Origin of the sequence: Klebsiella sp. Q11 (assembly GCF_964241505.1) — a bacterium.
Taxonomy (GTDB): domain Bacteria; phylum Pseudomonadota; class Gammaproteobacteria; order Enterobacterales; family Enterobacteriaceae; genus Klebsiella; species Klebsiella michiganensis.
On record NZ_CAXSXW010000004.1, the window covers coordinates 83032 to 100240 of the forward strand.

At 57.8% G+C, this 17209-nt stretch carries 18 protein-coding genes; 3 read left to right on the forward strand and 15 right to left on the reverse strand.

Features of this window, described 5'->3' with window-relative positions; translation table 11 throughout:
• Positions 1 to 2 precede the first annotated feature (2 nt).
• The 9 genes from rsxG to blr all read right to left on the reverse strand — a co-directional run bounded on the left by rsxG (position 3) and on the right by blr (position 7681).
• On the reverse strand, positions 3 to 623 hold the full coding sequence (gene rsxG / locus ACESQ2_RS07550; protein ID WP_046878476.1) for an electron transport complex subunit RsxG: 621 nt from the start codon (positions 621 to 623) through the stop codon (positions 3 to 5).
• Between the two features lie 10 nt (positions 624 to 633).
• The gene (gene rsxD, locus ACESQ2_RS07555; RefSeq protein ID WP_014229590.1) at positions 634 to 1686 is read right to left on the reverse strand and encodes an electron transport complex subunit RsxD; all 1053 of its coding nucleotides are present in this window, start codon (positions 1684 to 1686) and stop codon (positions 634 to 636) included.
• Positions 1687 to 3873 (reverse strand): electron transport complex subunit RsxC, encoded by a 2187-nt coding sequence (rsxC, locus tag ACESQ2_RS07560; RefSeq protein ID WP_373170270.1) that lies wholly within the window; start codon positions 3871 to 3873, stop codon positions 1687 to 1689.
• Complete coding sequence (gene rsxB, locus ACESQ2_RS07565) at positions 3866 to 4444, reverse strand: electron transport complex subunit RsxB (protein ID WP_025105826.1); 579 nt, start codon at positions 4442 to 4444, stop codon at positions 3866 to 3868. The genes rsxC and rsxB overlap by 8 nt, the downstream gene beginning before the upstream one ends.
• A complete protein-coding gene (gene rsxA / locus ACESQ2_RS07570) occupies positions 4444 to 5025 on the reverse strand; it encodes an electron transport complex subunit RsxA (protein ID WP_004102633.1) in 582 nt (193 codons plus the stop codon). Before rsxA ends, rsxB begins: the two co-directional genes overlap by 1 nt.
• A 77-nt stretch (positions 5026 to 5102) precedes the next feature.
• The gene (locus ACESQ2_RS07575) at positions 5103 to 5543 is read right to left on the reverse strand and encodes a DUF2569 domain-containing protein (protein ID WP_004851426.1); all 441 of its coding nucleotides are present in this window, start codon (positions 5541 to 5543) and stop codon (positions 5103 to 5105) included.
• A 79-nt stretch (positions 5544 to 5622) separates the two neighbouring features.
• Positions 5623 to 5838, reverse strand: coding sequence for a transcription modulator YdgT (ydgT, locus tag ACESQ2_RS07580; protein ID WP_004134363.1), 216 nt, complete (start codon positions 5836 to 5838; stop codon positions 5623 to 5625).
• Positions 5839 to 6057: 219 nt separating this feature from the next.
• Positions 6058 to 7428: a GH1 family beta-glucosidase gene (locus tag ACESQ2_RS07585; RefSeq protein WP_373170271.1), complete on the reverse strand. Its 1371-nt coding sequence runs from the start codon at positions 7426 to 7428 to the stop codon at positions 6058 to 6060.
• Positions 7429 to 7531: 103 nt separating this feature from the next.
• Positions 7532 to 7681, reverse strand: a complete 150-nt coding sequence (blr, locus tag ACESQ2_RS07590) for a division septum protein Blr (protein WP_014229585.1) — start codon at positions 7679 to 7681, stop codon at positions 7532 to 7534.
• A 187-nt stretch (positions 7682 to 7868) separates the two neighbouring features.
• Here blr and ACESQ2_RS07595 point away from each other — a divergent pair, with 187 nt between their 5' ends.
• Positions 7869 to 8909: an oxidoreductase gene (locus ACESQ2_RS07595; protein ID WP_046876579.1), complete on the forward strand. Its 1041-nt coding sequence runs from the start codon at positions 7869 to 7871 to the stop codon at positions 8907 to 8909.
• A gap of 70 nt (positions 8910 to 8979) precedes the next feature.
• On the opposite strand, the gene add is transcribed toward ACESQ2_RS07595, so the two are convergent.
• Positions 8980 to 9981, reverse strand: a complete 1002-nt coding sequence (gene add / locus ACESQ2_RS07600) for an adenosine deaminase (protein ID WP_373170272.1) — start codon at positions 9979 to 9981, stop codon at positions 8980 to 8982.
• A gap of 272 nt (positions 9982 to 10253) precedes the next feature.
• Between add and metQ the strand changes: the two genes are divergently transcribed.
• Complete coding sequence (metQ, locus tag ACESQ2_RS07605) at positions 10254 to 11069, forward strand: methionine ABC transporter substrate-binding lipoprotein MetQ (RefSeq protein ID WP_373170273.1); 816 nt, start codon at positions 10254 to 10256, stop codon at positions 11067 to 11069.
• Between the two features lie 86 nt (positions 11070 to 11155).
• Here the strand turns inward: metQ and yedF are convergent, their stop codons facing one another.
• The 5 genes from yedF to malX all read right to left on the reverse strand — a co-directional run bounded on the left by yedF (position 11156) and on the right by malX (position 15984).
• Entirely contained in the window at positions 11156 to 11389 is a 234-nt protein-coding gene (gene yedF / locus ACESQ2_RS07610; RefSeq protein WP_004102619.1) for a sulfurtransferase-like selenium metabolism protein YedF, read from the reverse strand.
• Positions 11386 to 12597 (reverse strand): selenium metabolism membrane protein YedE/FdhT, encoded by a 1212-nt coding sequence (gene yedE / locus ACESQ2_RS07615; protein ID WP_025105821.1) that lies wholly within the window; start codon positions 12595 to 12597, stop codon positions 11386 to 11388. Before yedE ends, yedF begins: the two co-directional genes overlap by 4 nt.
• 188 nt (positions 12598 to 12785) lie before the next feature.
• Positions 12786 to 12989 carry a putative selenium delivery protein YdfZ gene (gene ydfZ, locus ACESQ2_RS07620; protein ID WP_004851411.1) on the reverse strand — a complete coding sequence of 68 codons (204 nt, stop codon included), beginning with the start codon at positions 12987 to 12989 and terminating at the stop codon, positions 12786 to 12788.
• Between the two features lie 183 nt (positions 12990 to 13172).
• Positions 13173 to 14345, reverse strand: coding sequence for a MalY/PatB family protein (locus tag ACESQ2_RS07625; RefSeq protein WP_046876647.1), 1173 nt, complete (start codon positions 14343 to 14345; stop codon positions 13173 to 13175).
• A 46-nt stretch (positions 14346 to 14391) separates the two neighbouring features.
• Complete coding sequence (gene malX, locus ACESQ2_RS07630; RefSeq protein WP_004119586.1) at positions 14392 to 15984, reverse strand: maltose/glucose-specific PTS transporter subunit IIBC; 1593 nt, start codon at positions 15982 to 15984, stop codon at positions 14392 to 14394.
• A gap of 174 nt (positions 15985 to 16158) precedes the next feature.
• On the opposite strand from malX, the gene ACESQ2_RS07635 reads away from it, so the two are divergent.
• Positions 16159 to 17187 (forward strand): Mal regulon transcriptional regulator MalI, encoded by a 1029-nt coding sequence (locus tag ACESQ2_RS07635; RefSeq protein ID WP_004851407.1) that lies wholly within the window; start codon positions 16159 to 16161, stop codon positions 17185 to 17187.
• Positions 17188 to 17209 lie beyond the last annotated feature (22 nt).

Below are 17209 nucleotides of genomic sequence, written 5' to 3' on the forward strand. Positions count from 1 at the left end.
ATTTAGTCTCCACAGGGAGTGAATGCGGAAATCTGCGCGGGCAGCGTTTGTGCGTACAGGCCGGCGCGCTTCACGGCATTGACCACCGCGCGCGGGGTAATGGTGGCCCCGGTAAACTGGTCGAACTCGCCGCCGTCTTTTTTCACGGCCCAGTGGCTGTCGTTTTGCCCATGAATCACTTTACCGGCAAAGAGGGTGATCCAGTCGGAAATTCTGAGTTCGATTTTATCGCCCAGCCCCGGCGTCTCATGATGTTCGGTGACGCGGGTACCCAGCACGGTACCTTTAAAATCGGCGGCCACCAGCAGCTGAATGGCCCCGGAATAGCCGTCCGGAGCGGTGGCTTCCATCACCGCAGCCACCGGTTTTTCGCCATCCTGAGCGATCCAAACCTTGTGCTGGCCTTTTCCCAGCGCCGGGGCGGTAACTTGATAACAGCTTTTCAGCAAGTCGTTGTTATAAAGATTAGCCGGCATAACCTGGTCAAATAAGGCTTTTTGCTGCTGGGCAGCCTGGTCTTCAATGGTGCTTTTGGTCAGCTCGTTAATCGCGGCCGTCAGCCCGGTAGACCCCGCCGCAAAGAGGGCCAGCGTGATGCCGTGTTTACGCATGCTTTGTAACATGTTCGGGTCCTCAGCGGTGGCCGTACGCGCGCGGGCGCGTATAGTAATCGATCAAGGGAACGGTAATATTGGCCAGCAGAACGGCAAAGGCCACGCCATCCGGATAGCCGCCAAAGCTGCGAATTAGCCATACCAGTAACCCCGCCAGCGCGCCGAAGATCAGGCGTCCGCGATTGGTGGTGGAGGCGGTTACCGGATCCGTCAGAATAAAGAACGCGCCCAGCATGGTGGCGCCGGACAGCAGATGAATCTGCGGCGAGGCGAGGCTTTCCGGGGAGAACAGCCATCCGAGGGTAGCGCAAACGGCAAGGCTCAGCAGAAAACTGACCGGAATATGCCAGCGAATAGCTTTCTGCCATAACAGGAACAGACCACCCGCCAGATACGCCACGTTAACCCACTGCCAGCCGAGGCCGGCGAGCGCGCCGCCGTAGACAGGATACTGGAGAATCTCTTCAACCGCGTGACCGGCATGAAGCGAGGTTTTGAAGGTATCCAGCGGCGTGGCCTGGCTGATACCGTCAATGCCCATTCGCAGGCTGTTCATGTCTCCACCGCTCGCCGTATGGCCAGTGAAAATCATCCGCAGCGCGTCGCTAAATCCGGGAACATTGGCGGCTATCTCATGCGGCGGGAGCCACGAAGTCATCTGGACCGGGAAGGAGATGAGCAGTACGACATAGCCGATCATCGCCGGGTTAAAAGGATTATGACCCAGACCACCGTAGAGCTGTTTAGCGATGATCACCGCGAACGCGGTCCCCAGCACCACCATCCACCAGGGAGCAAAAGGCGGAATACTAATGGCCAGCAGCAGGCCGGTCAGCAGCGCGGAGTTATCGGCGAGGATCGCGGGAATATTTTGTTTGCGCAGTTTAAGGATGGCCGCTTCGGCTCCCCACGCCGTGATGGCGGCAAGGATAATTTGCAGCACGGTACCCCAGCCGAAAAACCAGGTCTGAACCGCGATGCCGGGCACGGCGGCGAGCAGCACCAGCAGCATAATCCGCGAAGTCTGGCGCTGATTGTGGGTATAAGGGGAACTTGCGATTCTGAAAACCATTTAATCCTCGTTAACTGCCTGCCGGGATGCTTTCCGGGCCTGAACGCGGGCGATTGCTTCAGCGACTGCCGCTTTGCGGGCGTCATCATTGGCTGCCGACGGGGGAACTGCTTGTTGCTGTTGTTCTGCTTTACGCGCTTTAGCCCGGGCGATGGCGGCCTCGACGGCGGCCTTGCGCGGGTCAACGGCGGCGGGCTGCTCCGCTGGGGCGTCTTCTGCCGGAGTGGCCTGCTGTTCGACTTTGCGCGCTTTGGCTCGGGCGATGGCGGCCTCAACGGCGGCTTTGCGCGGGTCAACAGCGGCAGGCTGCTCCGCTGCGGCGTCTTCCGCCGGAGCGGCCTGCTGTTGGGCTTTACGCGCTTTGGCCCGGGCGATGGCGGCCTCGACGGCGGCTTTGCGCGGGTCAACAGCGGCAGGCTGCTCTACTGCGGCGTCTTCCGCAGGAACCGCCTGCTGTTCGACTTTGCGCGCTTTGGCTCGGGCGATGGCGGCCTCGACGGCGGCCTTGCGCGGGTCAACGGCGGCGTCGGATGACGGCCCGGCGACGTTGCTTTGTGCCTGTTGCTGCGCTTTGCGCGCCCGGGCCTCGGCCTTGCGGGCTTCGCGGGCGGCAATGGCTTCGCTGTTATCCGGTTTGGCGCCGGAGAGCACGATAATTGGCTGCGCCGCGTCACGCTGCTTTTCCCGTACCCGGGCAAGGGCGGCGTTAATCGCGTCCTGATCTTTCGCCGCGGGCTGGACCGCGGCCTGCTTATGCCGTTCCAGACGCGCGGCTTTATCGCGCTCAAGACGCGCCTGACGGGCCTCAAAGCGTAATTTCGCCTCCGCCGCGCGTTTCTCTTCCTGAGCAAGCGCGTAAATCTCCGCTTTTTCCTGGCGGAAGTACTGCACCAGCGGGATATTGCTTGGGCAGACCCAGGCGCAGGCGCCGCACTCAATGCAATCCGCCAGGTTATGGCTGGTGGCTTTGTCGTGCTGCTGGCCTTTGCTGAACCAATAAAGCTGCTGCGGCAGAAGATCGGCCGGGCAGGCGTCCGCGCAGGCGCTGCAGCGGATGCAGCCTTTTTCCTCTTCCGGCTCGCCCATTTCGCTCGCCGACGGCGCCAGCAGGCAGTTGGTGATTTTCACGACCGGCACGTCGAGCCACGGCAGGGTGAAGCCCATCAGCGGCCCGCCCATAATTACCATAGGATCGCCGCTCGGACAGAAACCGGCATCGTTGAGCAGATGGCTGACCGGAGTGCCGAGGCGCGCCCAGACGTTGCCCGGACGCGAGATCGCTTCCCCGGTCAGGGTGACGACGCGCTCAGTCAGCGGCTCGCCGTCGATTACCGCGCGTTTCACCGCATAGGCGGTGCCGACGTTCTGCATCAGCACGCCGATGTCAGAGGAGCGTCCGCCGTGAGGCACCTGCTTGCCGGTGAGGATCTGCGTCAGCTGTTTCGCGCCGCCGGAGGGATATTTCGTGGGGATCACGCGCAGGGAAATACCGTGCGTGTCGGCTAATACCGCGCGCAGCATCGAAATCGCCTGCGGTTTATTATCCTCGATGCCGATCAGTACCTGAGCTGGCTGCAGAATATGGGCAAGGATGCGAATACCCTCGACGATCTGCGCCGCGCAATCCTGCATCAGACGGTCGTCGGCGGTAATATAGGGTTCGCACTCGGCAGCGTTGATAATCAGTGTGTCGATTTTGTCGCCGCCGCCGCGCAGCTTGGTGCCGGTCGGGAAACCCGCGCCGCCCAGTCCGGCCACGCCAAACTGGTGAATACGCTCAATCAGCGCTTCGCGGGATTTATTCTGGTAATCGTTCCAGCCATCGCGTTCAATCCAGCGGTCTTCGCCATCGGCATCAATAATGACGCTCATTTCCGCCAGCGCGGAAGGGTGGGCTGTAGAGTGGGGGGCAATGGCCGCCACCGTACCGGACGTCGGGGCGTGCACCGGCAGCATTCTGCCCCAGCCGCGCGTTAACGGCTGGCCGCGCAGGACGCGATCGCCCGGCTGAACGCAGAGTTCACCTTCCGCGCCAATATGCTGTTTTAGCGGAATGACAAAACGCTGCGGCAGTGAAACCTGACGCAGCGGGGTACCGTTGGACTGGGTTTTCATTTCTGGCGGATGGATGCCGCCGTTGAAGTCCCAGACTTTATCTTTGCGAAAAGCGGAAAATAACTTAAACATGTTGTTCCACGGGAATAATGCGTACCGGGATGGTCTGAAGATCCCATTTCCAGGTTTCTGTCGTCGGCGCCACCGGGCGCAGTTCAATACATTGCGTCGGACAGGGCGCGACGCAAAGATTACAGCCGGTACAGAGATCGCTCATCACCGTATGCATGGCGCGCGTGGCGCCGACGATGGCATCGACGGGACAGGCCTGAATGCATTTTGTGCAGCCGATGCAGTTCGCCTCGTCGATCACCGCCAGCATTCGCGCCGGTTCGGCTTCCTGCGCATCGCCGTCTGTCGGCTGCGGATCGACGTTCAATAGCTCGGCGATTTTCAGCATCACCGCTTCGCCGCCGGGGGCGCAGCAGTTGATTTTCTCGCCCTGGGTCCCCACCGCTTCAGCGTAGGGACGACAGCCAGGGTAGCCGCACTGGCCGCACTGGCTCTGCGGAAGCAGGGCATCAATTTTTTCCACCACCGGGTCATCTTCCACCTCAAAGCGGCGGGAGGCGTACCCCAGAATTAAGCCGAAAATTAGCCCCAGCAGGCTAATGGCGACCACGGCTATCCAGACAGCGTTCATTACAACTTCACCAAACCACTAAAGCCCATAAAAGCAAGGGACATTAAACCTGCGGTGACCAGCGCAATCGCGTTACCGCGAAACGGCGCGGGAACATCCGCTACCACCAGTCGCTCGCGAATGGAGGCGAAAAGCACCATAACCAGCGAAAAACCGACCGCGGCGGCAAAACCGTACAGCGCCGATTGCAGGAAATTATGCCCAAGGTTAATGTTGAGCAGCGCCACGCCGAGCACCGCGCAGTTGGTGGTGATCAGCGGCAGGAAGATGCCCAGCAGGCGATACAGCGCCGGGCTGGTTTTACGCACGACCATTTCGGTAAACTGCACCACCACGGCGATGACCAGGATAAAGGCCAGCGTACGTAAATAGACCAGATCCAGCGGGATAAGGATCCAGGTATCAATTAACCAGGCGCAAATAGAGGCCAGCGTCATCACAAACGTGGTGGCGAGCCCCATCCCCATAGCGGCTTCCAGCTTTTTGGAAACCCCCATAAACGGGCACAGTCCAAGAAACTTCACCAGCACGAAGTTGTTAACCAGGACAGTGCCAACAAAGAGCAGTAAATAATCAGCCATCATTCGACCTGAAATAGAAAAAGCCGTCTATTATCGAATAAATCGATACCGGCGACAACAGGTTAACTGTGTGGTTATTACGGATTCACAAAGGTCCGCTTAACCCGTTGAGAACGCCTGAAATAGGGCGCAAGCAGCGCTGCGGCGAGGAGAGGGAAAAGCAGCTGGCGCAGCGCGAGCGCGTCGGAAATCGGGGAAAAGGCAAAGGCTTTTACCGCCAGTAGAAGCGTGATCAGCAGCCAGATAATGTAGTGCTTCGGTACCCCTTTCCGCCGTTTAAAGAAGGCGATGGTCAACCACAGCGTGTAGTACCACATGGCGATCGCAAACGCTAAGGAGGCGATCCACAGGGCGAGATGTTCGATACTCATCGCGCTCAGCAATGTGTAAGTCTGGGAAGACATCAGAGCATCAGCAAAAAACAGCAGCGACAATGAGGCGCTAAGCAGGGCTACCAGGAGCCATGCCAGCGGTGCCAGAAGCCATCCGCCAATACGTTCCACAGAGTCAGAAGACATTATTACTCCAAAATTCAACGCCAGTTATAAATAAAAGCAGGGCGGAAGTATAAGCAACTGGCGTGAATGATGACAGTCTTTATTGCACGTAGCGCCAGACGGACTTGGGCACTTCGCCGATGTTGAACAATTTGCCGCCAGAAACCAGCTCCGCCCGGCGATGGTCGGCCGCGCGATACATGTTGACGATCTCTTCGTTATCGGTCAGGGAATAGTTAAGGTGATCAAAAAGTTTTTCCAGACTTTCCAGCGAACTGATTTTACGAAATTTTAATAAGTAGTCCTGAACGGTCATTTGCGTATCCATTTTATAATCGGAATAAATTAAGTTGAATATACCCATACTGAGTAAACCTGTTCTCAACCGGCAGTTCCTTTCTAAGATAAACTGTATGCAATTATTTCGGTTGTAAATACCGGTGACAAGAACAGATGATGTTTCCGGCCTGGTAAAAAGAAATTTAAGAGTATTCCAGAACTGAATCAGGCGCCGGAAGGCGCCTGGGAGAGAAGATTAACGCTGTTCGCCTCGGCTGGCAATAACGTTTTGGTACCAGAAAAAACTCTTTTTCCGTTTACGCGCCAGATTTTGCTGGTGATCGACATAAACGAATCCGTATTGTTTTTTATAACCGTTCAGCCAGCTCAAAAGATCAATAAAGGACCAGGGGTAGTAGCCGCGCACGTCGGCGCCCTGTTCCAGCGCTTTTTCCAGCGCGGTAATATGGCTACTGAGATAGTCAATCCGCGGGTCGTCGACGATTTCGCCATTGATAATCGGGTCTATTGCCCCCAGGCCGTTTTCGGTGATGTAGATCGGAATATCACCGTAGCGCGCTTTAATCATCATGATCCCGTCGGTTAAGCCCTGAGGCCAAATTTCCCAGCCCCATTCGGTATAGGTGCTTTGCGGGTTGCGCACGAAGTGGAAGAGCCCATCCACGCCCGGCTCGCCGCCGGTCGGTACTTCAGGAGGCTGCGCCGACACGGTTTCACGGCGATAGTAGTTCAGGCCGATAAAGTCACAGCGGTTGTCACGCAGCAGCGCGTCGTCTCCCGGTTCAAAGACCGGAACCCCCCACAGCGCCCGGGTCTGCTGCAGTAGCTCTTCGGGATAGCCGCCTTTTAATACCGGATCGTAGAGCCAGTGGGTATGGATGGCGTCCGCCATCTCTGTCGCCCGCTTATCTTCCTCACTGTCGGTTAATGCGGTGTGCGGCTGCAGCACGTTGACAAACCCTATCTCCCCCGCCACGCCCATTTCACGAAACGCTTTCACGGCCAGCGCATGGGCGATAAAGACGTGATGGCAGGCCTGAATGGCGCGCGCCGGATCGTGCACCGCAGGAGGATGGAGGCCGTTAATGTAACCGTGGCCGATAAAGACGATAGTCTCGTTAAAGGTTGCCCACAGTTTGACCCGGGAGCCAAAACGTTGATAGCACAGGCGAGCGTACTCAGCGAAGGCTTCCGCGGTACTGCGCGCCTCCCAGCCGCCTTCATCCTGCAGCGCCTGGGGAAGATCCCAGTGGTACAGGGTAATCATCGGTTCAATGTTATGCGCCAGCAGTTCGTCAATCAGGTCGCTGTAGAATTGGACACCAGCCTCGTTCACTTCACCGCGGCCGCCAGGCAGCAGGCGGGGCCAGGAAATAGAAAAGCGATAGCTTTGCAAACCCATTTCCGCCATCAGCGCTACGTCTTCGCGAAAACGATGGTAGTGGTCAACGGCGACGTCACCGGTCGTCCCCTGATAGGTGGTGCCCGGAAGGTGGGAATAAATATCCCAGATAGAAGGGCCTTTGCCGTCGGCATCGTGACCGCCTTCAACCTGCCAGGCCGCGGTCGCGGCGCCCCATAAAAAGTGTTGCGGGAATTTGGACATGAAGAAACTCCTTATCGATTGATAAAGAGAGTGTAATAAAGGCGTATGCAACTATGCAACCGGTTTCAGAAACCGGTTGCATAGTTGCGAAGCGGGTCACTGTTTATTTCGACAGCGGCTTCGTCTGAACAGCATCAACGGCAGGCGGGGACTGGTAGTTATCAATATGATGAGCGATAACTAAAAGCAGGGCCGAAACGCCCAAAACAATCCAGCCAATAAGTTCTACAATACGGTTAAAAACGTTTTCCATAACTCTACGGCAAATGGTGAAACCAGACTGAAATGGTACTCAACGACTGAAGTAACGCAAGTGTTACATGATCTTAGCTGCGCAAATGGCGTAAAGCTGAGCAACCGTGCAGGGGCAAACGCGTCGAAGATGCGTTCAGAATCGCGGTGTTAGTGCGGCTGCGACATTTCGTTAAGGGGGCAGAAAAATGAGTGACCCTATCCGGGTAGGTTTAATCGGGTACGGCTATGCGAGCAAAACCTTTCATGCGCCGCTGGTCAGCGGTACGCCGGGGATGACGCTGGCCGCGGTCTCGAGCAGCGATGAAACGAAAGTGCTGGCCGACTGGCCTGCGGTGAAGGTGGTGACCGCGCCGCAGGCGCTCTTTAGCGACCCCGATATCGATCTGGTGGTGATCCCCACGCCCAACGATACCCATTTCCCGCTGGCGAAAGCCGCGCTGGAAGCGGGCAAGCATGTGGTGGTGGATAAACCGTTTACCGTGACACTGTCACAGGCGCGCGAGCTTGAGGCCATTGCCAAAAGCGAGGGCCGACTGCTGTCCGTGTTCCATAACCGCCGCTGGGACAGCGATTTTCTGACGGTGAAGTCGCTGATTAACGAAGGCCTGTTAGGTGAAGTCGGCTATTTTGAGTCGCATTTCGACCGCTATCGACCGCAGGTACGGCAACGCTGGCGCGAGCAAGGTGGGTCGGGCAGCGGCATCTGGTACGATCTTGCCCCGCATCTGCTGGACCAGGTGGTAAATCTCTTCGGTCTGCCGGTGAGTATGCAGGTCGACCTGGCTCAGCTACGGCCTGGCTCCCAGTCCACAGACTATTTTCATGCGGTGTTGGCCTGGCCGCAGCGTCGCGTGGTGCTGCACGGAACCCTGGTGGCCGCGGCGGAAACGGCGCGCTTTATCATCCACGGTTCGCGGGGAAGCTATGTGAAATACGGCCTTGATCCGCAGGAAGAACGGCTGAAAAGCGGCGAGCGCCTGCCGCAGGAGGATTGGGGGTACGATATGCGCGACGGGCTGCTGACGCGTGCCGAAGGCGAGGAAATCACCGAGGAGTCGTGGCTGACGCTACCGGGCAACTATCCGGCCTATTACGCCGCCATTCGCGATGCGCTTAATGGCATCGGCGTTAACCCGGTTCCGGCAAGCCAGGCGATTCAGATTATGGAGCTGATTGAGCTTGGGCTGGAGTCGGCCAGGCATCGGGCGACGCTGTGCCTGAATTAGGCCGACCTGACGAAACGCGCTGGCCAGGCGCTGATTGAGCTTCCCCCCGTGCTGGCACGGGGGAGAAACATCAAGCATGCTGCACGCGCTGGATCAGCGCCGCTTTTTCCTGGGCGCTTAAAAAGGCGAGCTCCAGACCGTTTCTCTGCGCCTGGCGAATTTGCTCGCGGCTTAAACCGGCAGCCGGGGCGGCGACGGTGTATTCGTGGATAATATCGACGCCCTGAACGGCAGGGTCGTCGGTATTGATGCAGGCCAGCACGCCGTGTTCAAGGAATGTTTTCAGCGGATGCTCGGCCAGGGATGGCACGGTGCTGGTCTGAATATTAGAGGTCAGGCAGGACTCAATCCCGATTCGCTGCGCGGCGAGATAATCCATCAGCGCCGGATCCTGCACCGCCTTCACGCCGTGGCCGATACGCTCGGCGCCCAGTTCGCGAATCGCCTGCCAGATGCTTTCCGGGCCAGCGGCTTCGCCCGCATGTACGGTGATGCGCCAGCCCGCATCGCGCGCGCGGCTGAAGTGATCCATAAACAGATTTCCCGGGAAGCCGAGCTCATCCCCGGCGAGGTCGAGGGCGGTGATGCCATCGCGATGGGCGAGCAGGGCCGCAAGCTCCTCTTCGCAGGCCGCTTCGCCAAAGGTGCGGCTCAGAATGCCGATCAGGCGGGCCTCAACGTTAAAGTCGCGGCTGCCTTCTTTAACGCCGGCGATCACCGCTTCGACCACGCCCGCGACCGGCAGCTGGTGGGTCATCGCCATATAGCGCGGAGAGAAACGCAGTTCAACGTAGTGCAGGCCGTTGCGAGCGGCATCTTCGAGGTTTTCATAAGCGACGCGGCGGCAGGCTTCCAGCGAGACCAGCACCTTTACGCCCCAGTCAAGCTTAGCGAGGAAGCTGACCAGGTCAGGCTCATTGCTGGTGACCTGTACATGAGGACGTAATGTGTCGAGGGTGTCTGCCGGAAGGGCGAGGTTGTACTGGCGGCCAAGATCGAGAATGGTTTGGGCCCGGATATTACCATCAAGGTGGCGATGGATGTCGGTTAATGGCAAAGTTAAATCAATCATGGTCGCACTCTTTTTTTAGTTAAAGTGCGCGTCATTGTACATCAGAACGATAAATGGTTAAAAGCGGAGAAAATTACCGAACAATACAAGGAAAAACGGTGAGGGAAGGAAAGATTGCCCTCTCAAAGGGAGCAATGACGAAATCGCTCATAGCAAAACGCTATTAATCATAGTCAATCAGTATTTAATTTCGCGCCCGAGATTTTCTATAGTCTCAGGCGCTGGTTTTCCTGCAATGAATGGCAGGCAATTTTAAAAAGGACTCTGGGAATATGATCTTCACGTTAAAAAAAGTCGCGGTACCGCTGGTTGTCGCAGGCTCGCTGCTGCTGGCCGCCTGCAAACCTGGCGAGCAGGACCCCAACCACATCAAAGTGGGCATAAGCGCAGGCGTTGACCAGGAAGTCTGGGCGGTGGCGCAAAAAGTGGCGAAAGAGAAGTACAATCTCGACGTTGAGGTGGTGACGTTTAATGATTTCGTCCTGCCCAACGAGGCGCTGAACAACGGCGATCTTGATGCTAACGCTTTCCAGCATAAGCCCTATCTGGACAAACAGATCCAGGAGCGCGGCTATAAGCTGGTTCAGGTTGGCACCACGTTCGTTTATCCGATAGCGGCCTATTCGAAGAAAATCACGTCGATCGCTCAGCTGCCCGATGGCGCGCAGGTGGCGGTCCCCAACGATCCAACTAACCTCGGCCGCTCTCTGCTGCTGCTAGAAAAGCAGGGGCTGATTACGCTGAAGGACGGCGTGGGTCTGCTGCCCACCTCGCTGGATATTATTAACAACCCGAAAAAGCTGAAAATCGTCGAAATTGAAGCGCCGCAGCTCACCCGCGCGCTGGACGACCAGCAGATAACCATGGCGATTATCAATACCACCTTCTCAAGCCAGGTCGGGCTGTCGCCGTCGCGCAACGGCCTGTTCGTGGAAAGCAAAGATTCTCCTTACGTGAATATTTTCGCCAGTCGTATCGAAAATAAAGACAGCGAAAAGGTGAAAAACCTTGTGAAGGCCTACCAGAGCGATGAGGTGGCCGCGGCAGCAGAGCAGCTTTACAAAGGCGATGCGGTTAAGGGCTGGTAATCGTTGACGTTTTCAGGCCCGTGACGCGCGGGCTAGCGCATGTGATGCGGAAGACAGCCGGTAGCCCACTACCGGCTTTTTTCTGGCTATTTTTGAATCAAATAGCGGATGGTTGGCCCATCCTGCTGAATGTCGAGCACGGTATAGCCGTGGTTTTTGGCATCCAGCGGGATGTTGTTAATCGACTGCGGACAGTCGCTGACCACTTCCAGAATCTCGCCTTTCTTCAGCGAAGGCATGGCTTCGAGCGTGGCGATGGCCGGATAGGGGCAGGGTTCGCCAACCATATCGAGGCGATAATCGGGGACCAGAGTTTTCATGCGCTTTCCTTAACGGTCGAGGGGGCGAGAGACTGGCGGCGGAAAAACCGTTTTTCCCAGCCAATCACCAGAATCAGCGCGATCAGCAGCAGGAGATAGGTCACCAGCAGGCCACCGAATGGCCCGAAGGTCGCCAGCAGGTTGATTTTATCCCAGCTTGTGGCCAGCGCCGGAGAGAGCCCGTCCCAGTAGTAGGCGAGGATCGTTGAACCGATAACGTTGCCCAGCCCGACCCACCAGTAGTGCACCTGACCTTCCACCGCGCGGTACATCCAGCCGGTTTCGCAGCCGCCCGCCAGGACGATGCCAAAGCCAAACAGCAGGCCGCCGATAACCGCGTTGGGCCCCGCCCACATGATTTTCGGCTCCATACCCAGCTGCACGTAGCTGAAGATCCCAATAGCGCTGGCGGCCATGCCGAAAATAATCGCCTTCGCCATATTGGTACGTCCGGTGATCCACATATCGCGAAAGGCGGAGGTGAAGCAGATCTGCGCCCGTTCGATGAGCAGGCCAAATCCGACGCCAAACAGCAGCGCCAGGCCGAGCTTCGGCCGATCGGCCGCGGTGAGCAGGCCCCAGGCGATCATGGCGAAAAAGACCACCATGCCGAGACGGAACCGGCGCCGCGCCTGGTCAGGTTTTTGCGTCAGCGGCGAGGCCTGGGACACTTTCTGCATTTTTACCGGAATACGGAAGATGGGCAGTAAGGTAAAGCGCGCGCCGAACCAGGTTCCGATAGCGGTAGCGATGGCAAAGAACCAGGCGTGCAGGGAAAACTGTGGGATACCGGTAAAAAATGCGGCCAGATTGCAGCCCATAGCCAGACGGGCGCCGAAACCGGCGATGATTCCCCCTGCGACGGCCTGCAGAATGCGGATCCGGCTGCGGGGGAAGCGCAGCTTGACGTTATTCGCCCACAGCGCGGCGGCGAAACAGCCGCCAAACATGCCGATGATCATCATGCCGTCGATACGGGTGAGCGGGGTGCCCTCGAGATGAATGAGCTTATAGTAGCCCCACTCTTCGCTGTGCACGCCGACGAGCTGCAGCAATTGCCCACCCCAGCGGGTGAATTCGCCGGTGACGGCCCAGAAGGTGCCGGTAATGCCGAAGTAGTAGGTTGAGAGAATACCCGCGGCGATAACGGCGGGGACGGGGGACCAGAATTTAATCAGCCACGCCTGTTTGAACTGTTGCCATGTCATGAAGATGCCTCTGAACTCAGAAGGTATATTACCCGTAGCGGGTAGAAGAGGGGCGATAATACGCTGCTTATTAATGTAAAACGCTCGATGGGATCAAATTGAACGATAAAGAGAATATCAAAGGCCACGCCTGGGTGGCCTTTTACGCCTGCGGATCCGCGGTCAGATATTGATGACGGGTATTGCGATTAATTAAAGCCCAGGCGAATAAGGTTTAGCGGGCAATATAACCCCTGATGTCCGTCTATTTCCACGCAGTCCGCCCGGCGGAGCTGCTCCGCCGTTTTACCCTCGGCGTGGATGGCTTTGATGACGCCCGTCGCGCCGCTGTCGGCCACCATAACCATGCTGCCGGTAGCGATAGCGTTACGGTTACGATCGTAGGTGTTCATATTTTTTCCTCCTGGTGAATATTTTGACGGGAATTAAAAACGGCATTTAAATACACCTTTGTGAAATAGCGTTTTTTGAGTCTCGTCAAAATATCGTTTTATTGTGCCGGGAGGACGGATGAGTGAGCGGAGAGTCAGCGGTAGCGGACAGGCCGCTACCGCGTTGGTGGCCAGCGAAAACAGTTAGCGCAGCGAGCCCAGGGCGGCAATTAATCCCTGCACGCCTTTTTCCAGCTTTTCACGTGGGCAGCCGGCATTCAGACGGACAAAACCCTTACCCTCATCGCCGTAGGTGTCCCCTGGCATAATGGCGACCTTCTGTTCCTCAATAAGTGCTTTTTGCAGGGCGCGATCGTCCACCGCCAGCGGGCGCAGGTCAATCCACGCCAGGTAAGTCGCCTGCGGCGGCTGCCAGTTTAGCTCGGGAAACGCCTGATTCAGTTCGCGCGCGATGTAGCGCATATTCTCCTGCAGATAGCCGCGCAGGGCATCCAGCCAGGCGGCGCCCTCGCGATAGGCGGCGATATGCGCCACCAGCGCCGGTACGGAAGGGGAAGAGAGGCCATCGCGGGCCTTAAGCGCGTGCAAATAGCTTTCGCGCGCCGCGGGATCGTCAATCAGCCCGTATGCGCCGGTAAACGCCGGAATGTTGAAGCTTTTCGATCCGGAGGTGAACAATGCCCAGGGGCTGCGCGCCACCTCGCACCACGGGGTGTGCTGGTGTTCGTCCCACACCATGTCCATGTGGATCTCGTCGCTAATTACCTTTACGCCGTGCTTCTCGCACAGCCGCGCCATGGTTTCCAGCTCTTCGCGGGTCCATACCTTGCCGGTGGGGTTATGCGGACTGCACAGCAGCAGCACGGTATTACGCGGCTCGGCCAGTACCCGTTCCAGCTGCGCCATATCGCAGCGCCACTGATGGTTATCGAGGGAGAGCGGAACCGCCGCAACGCGCCGCTGGTTGCCTTCAATGGTTTTATAAAAGGCATCGTAGGCCGGAGTGTGCACCACAATACCGTCACCCACAGCCGACCACTGACGAATCATCTCCGCCACCATATAGATAACCGACGGCCCGTAAACAATTGCTTCGCGGTCGATTGGGCTATGAAAACGGCTGGCGAACCAGTGGCTCACCGCGCCGAGGAATTCATCGTTTTTCCAGCGGCTGTAGCCAAAAACGCCGTGCGCCAGGCGTTTGCTGACGGCATCGATGATGCAGGGAGCGGTGGCGAAATCCATGTCGGAGATCGTAAAGGGCAGCAGGTCGGCCGCGCCAAAACGGTCGGCGACGTAATCCCACTGGGTACACCAGGTGCCGTGACGGTCGACTGGCGTTGAAAAATCAAACATCTGCACTTCCTTCATCATGTCCCCTCCTGCACGGAGGGGGCGGAGCCTATGCCTCGACGGTATTCATCAGGACAGCCATTTCATCTTTCACCGACTGCACCTGCGGGCCAATCACCACCTGCAGGTTGTGCTGATTGAGCTGCACCACGCCGATGGCGCGATTCGCTTTCAGCGCGGCGCTGTCGACTTTGCTCATGTCGTTAACCGACAGACGCAGGCGGGTAATGCAGTTATCGAGCGAAACGATATTTTCCGCGCCGCCGAGCGCCGCCAGAATCGCCGGGACGTTGTAGCCTGATTTTCCGGTCACGCCGGTGACGGCCTTTTCGAAGGCACTATTGGTTTCAATATCGCGTCCCGGGGTTTTCAGGTTAAAGCGGGTGATAGCGAAACGGAAGATACCGTAGTAAACCGCAAACCAGATGGCCGCGACCACCGGTACCAGATACCACTTGGTTGACAGACCGTGCAGAATGCCGAACACCACAAAGTCGATAACGTTGCCGTCGGTGTTGCCGATAGTCACGCCCAGAATGGCCATCATGGTAAAACCCAGTCCGGTGAGGAGCGCGTGGATAACGTACAGCACCGGGGCGACGAACAGGAATAAAAATTCCAGCGGCTCGGTCGTGCCGCCTACCACGCAGGCGATAACGCCGGAAATCAGCAGCCCCTTAATTTTATGGCGGTTTTCCGGGCGAGCGCAGTGGTACATCGCCAGCGCCGCTCCCGGCAGGCCGCCGAGGAAGGCCGGCATTTTGCCTTGCGAGAGGAAGCGGGTCGCGCTTTCGGAGAAGCCGTGGGTGGTTGGGCAACTGAGCTGGGCCTGGAAAATCGTCAGCGCGCCGCTGACGCTATGGCCGCAAACGTCCATGGTTCCCCCCGCCTCGGTAAAGCGGATCAGCGCCACCAGAATATGGTGCAGGCCGAAAGGCAGCAGCAGGCGCTCTCCGGTACCGAAAATCATCGGTCCGAAATCTCCCGCGCTATTGATGACGTGGCCGAGGGCATTAATCCCCATGGCGAAGACGGGCCAGATCAGCGGAATGACCAGACCGACCAGGCCGAGAACCACGGTCGTGATAATCGGTACAAAGCGGGTGCCGCCAAAAAAGGCCAGCGCGTCGGGCAGGCGGATATTGTGAAAACGCTCATGCAGCATCCAGACGATGATCCCGGCGATCACCGCGCCGAGGATCCCGGTGTCGATCGATTGAATGCCGATAATATTCTGGATGTTGTTCGCTTTGAGGACGGCGGCATCGGTGGTCGGCAGAATGCCTTTGGCCGTCAGCCAGAAGTTAACCGCCAGATTCATCACAGCATAGCCGACAAAACCGGCAAACGCGGCGACGCCTTTGTTTTCCCGGGCCAGTCCTAGCGGAATGGCGATACAGAACATCACCGGCAGAAAGCTGAAGGCGAAGGAGCCGACTTTGCCCATCCAGATGAATACGGCCTGCAGCAGCGGCACGTCCAGCCACGGCAGGAGCGTCAGGACATCATGGCTGCTCAGAGAGCTGCCGATCCCCAGCATGATCCCGCAAAAGGAGAGCAACGCCACGGGTAACATGAAGGTTTTCCCTAACTGCTGGAAAAACTCCCACAGGGTAATTTTGGTTGCTGTTTTCGCCGTCATAACACGAATCCTGGTTCTTTAAGTTATCGGTAGGATGTAACGCCACGGAAAGATAAAACGTTTTACCAAATTTTAGTGCGATAAAAATCACATATTCTGGCGATAATAACGTTTATAAAGAGAGTATCTTGATAAAACGTTTTATCGACAGCCAAAGGGAGTCGGCCTGCAGTTATGGCTATCGCGAAAAAAATCACCATTAATGATGTCGCCCAGGCGGCGGGCGTGTCGGTCAGTACGGTATCGCTGGTGCTGAGCGGCAAGGGGCGTATTTCGTCGGCCACCGGCGAGCGCGTCAATCATGCCATTGAACAGCTGGGCTTCGTGCGCAACCGCCAGGCGGCGTCGCTGCGCGGCGGCCAGAGCGGCGTTATTGGCCTGATCGTCAGCGACTTATCGAAGCCTTTCTACGCGGAAATGACCGCCGGATTGACCGACGCGCTTGAGTCGCAGGGTAGAATGGTGTTTCTCACCCAGGGGGGGCACAGCGGTGAAAAAATGCTCCAGCGTTTTGATACGCTAGTTGCGCAAGGGGTCGATGGCGTGGTGATTGCCGGGGCGATCGACCAGGGGGCGGAGCTGCGCGACCGCGCGGCGCAAGCTGGAATGCCGCTGGTGTTTGCTTCTCGCGCCAGCTATCTCGACGATGTCGACCTTATCCGCCCGGATAATATGCAGGCGGCGCAGATTGTCACCGAGCACCTGATCCGCCGCGGCCATCAGCGCATTGCCTGGCTGGGAGGGCAGAGCTCGTCCCTGACGCGCGCTGAACGGGTAGGCGGCTACTGCGCCACCCTGCTGAAGTATGGCCTGCCGTTTCATAGCGAGTGGGTGTTGGAGTGCGAGTCGAGCCAGAAGCAGGCGGCAGAGGCGATGGCGGCGCTGCTGCGGCAAAACCCAACGATTAGCGCGGTGCTGTGCTACAACAGCGTGATTGCCACCGGGGCGTGGTTTGGGCTGATGCGCGCCGGGCGCCAGAGCGGCGAAGCTGGCGTCGAAAGCTATTTTGAACAGCGGGTCGCGCTGGCGGCCTTTGCGGAGTTACCCGAGGAGGCGCTGGACGATCTGCCGCTGACCTGGGTGACGACGCCCGCCCGGGAGCTGGGACAAAGCCTCGCGGAGTGTATTTTACGGCGTATGGAAGAGGGGCAGGGCGCGGCGAGAAACCAGATTATTTCTCCCCGGCTGATTACCCGAAAATAGCCCCTGGGCAGGGGCTATTTGC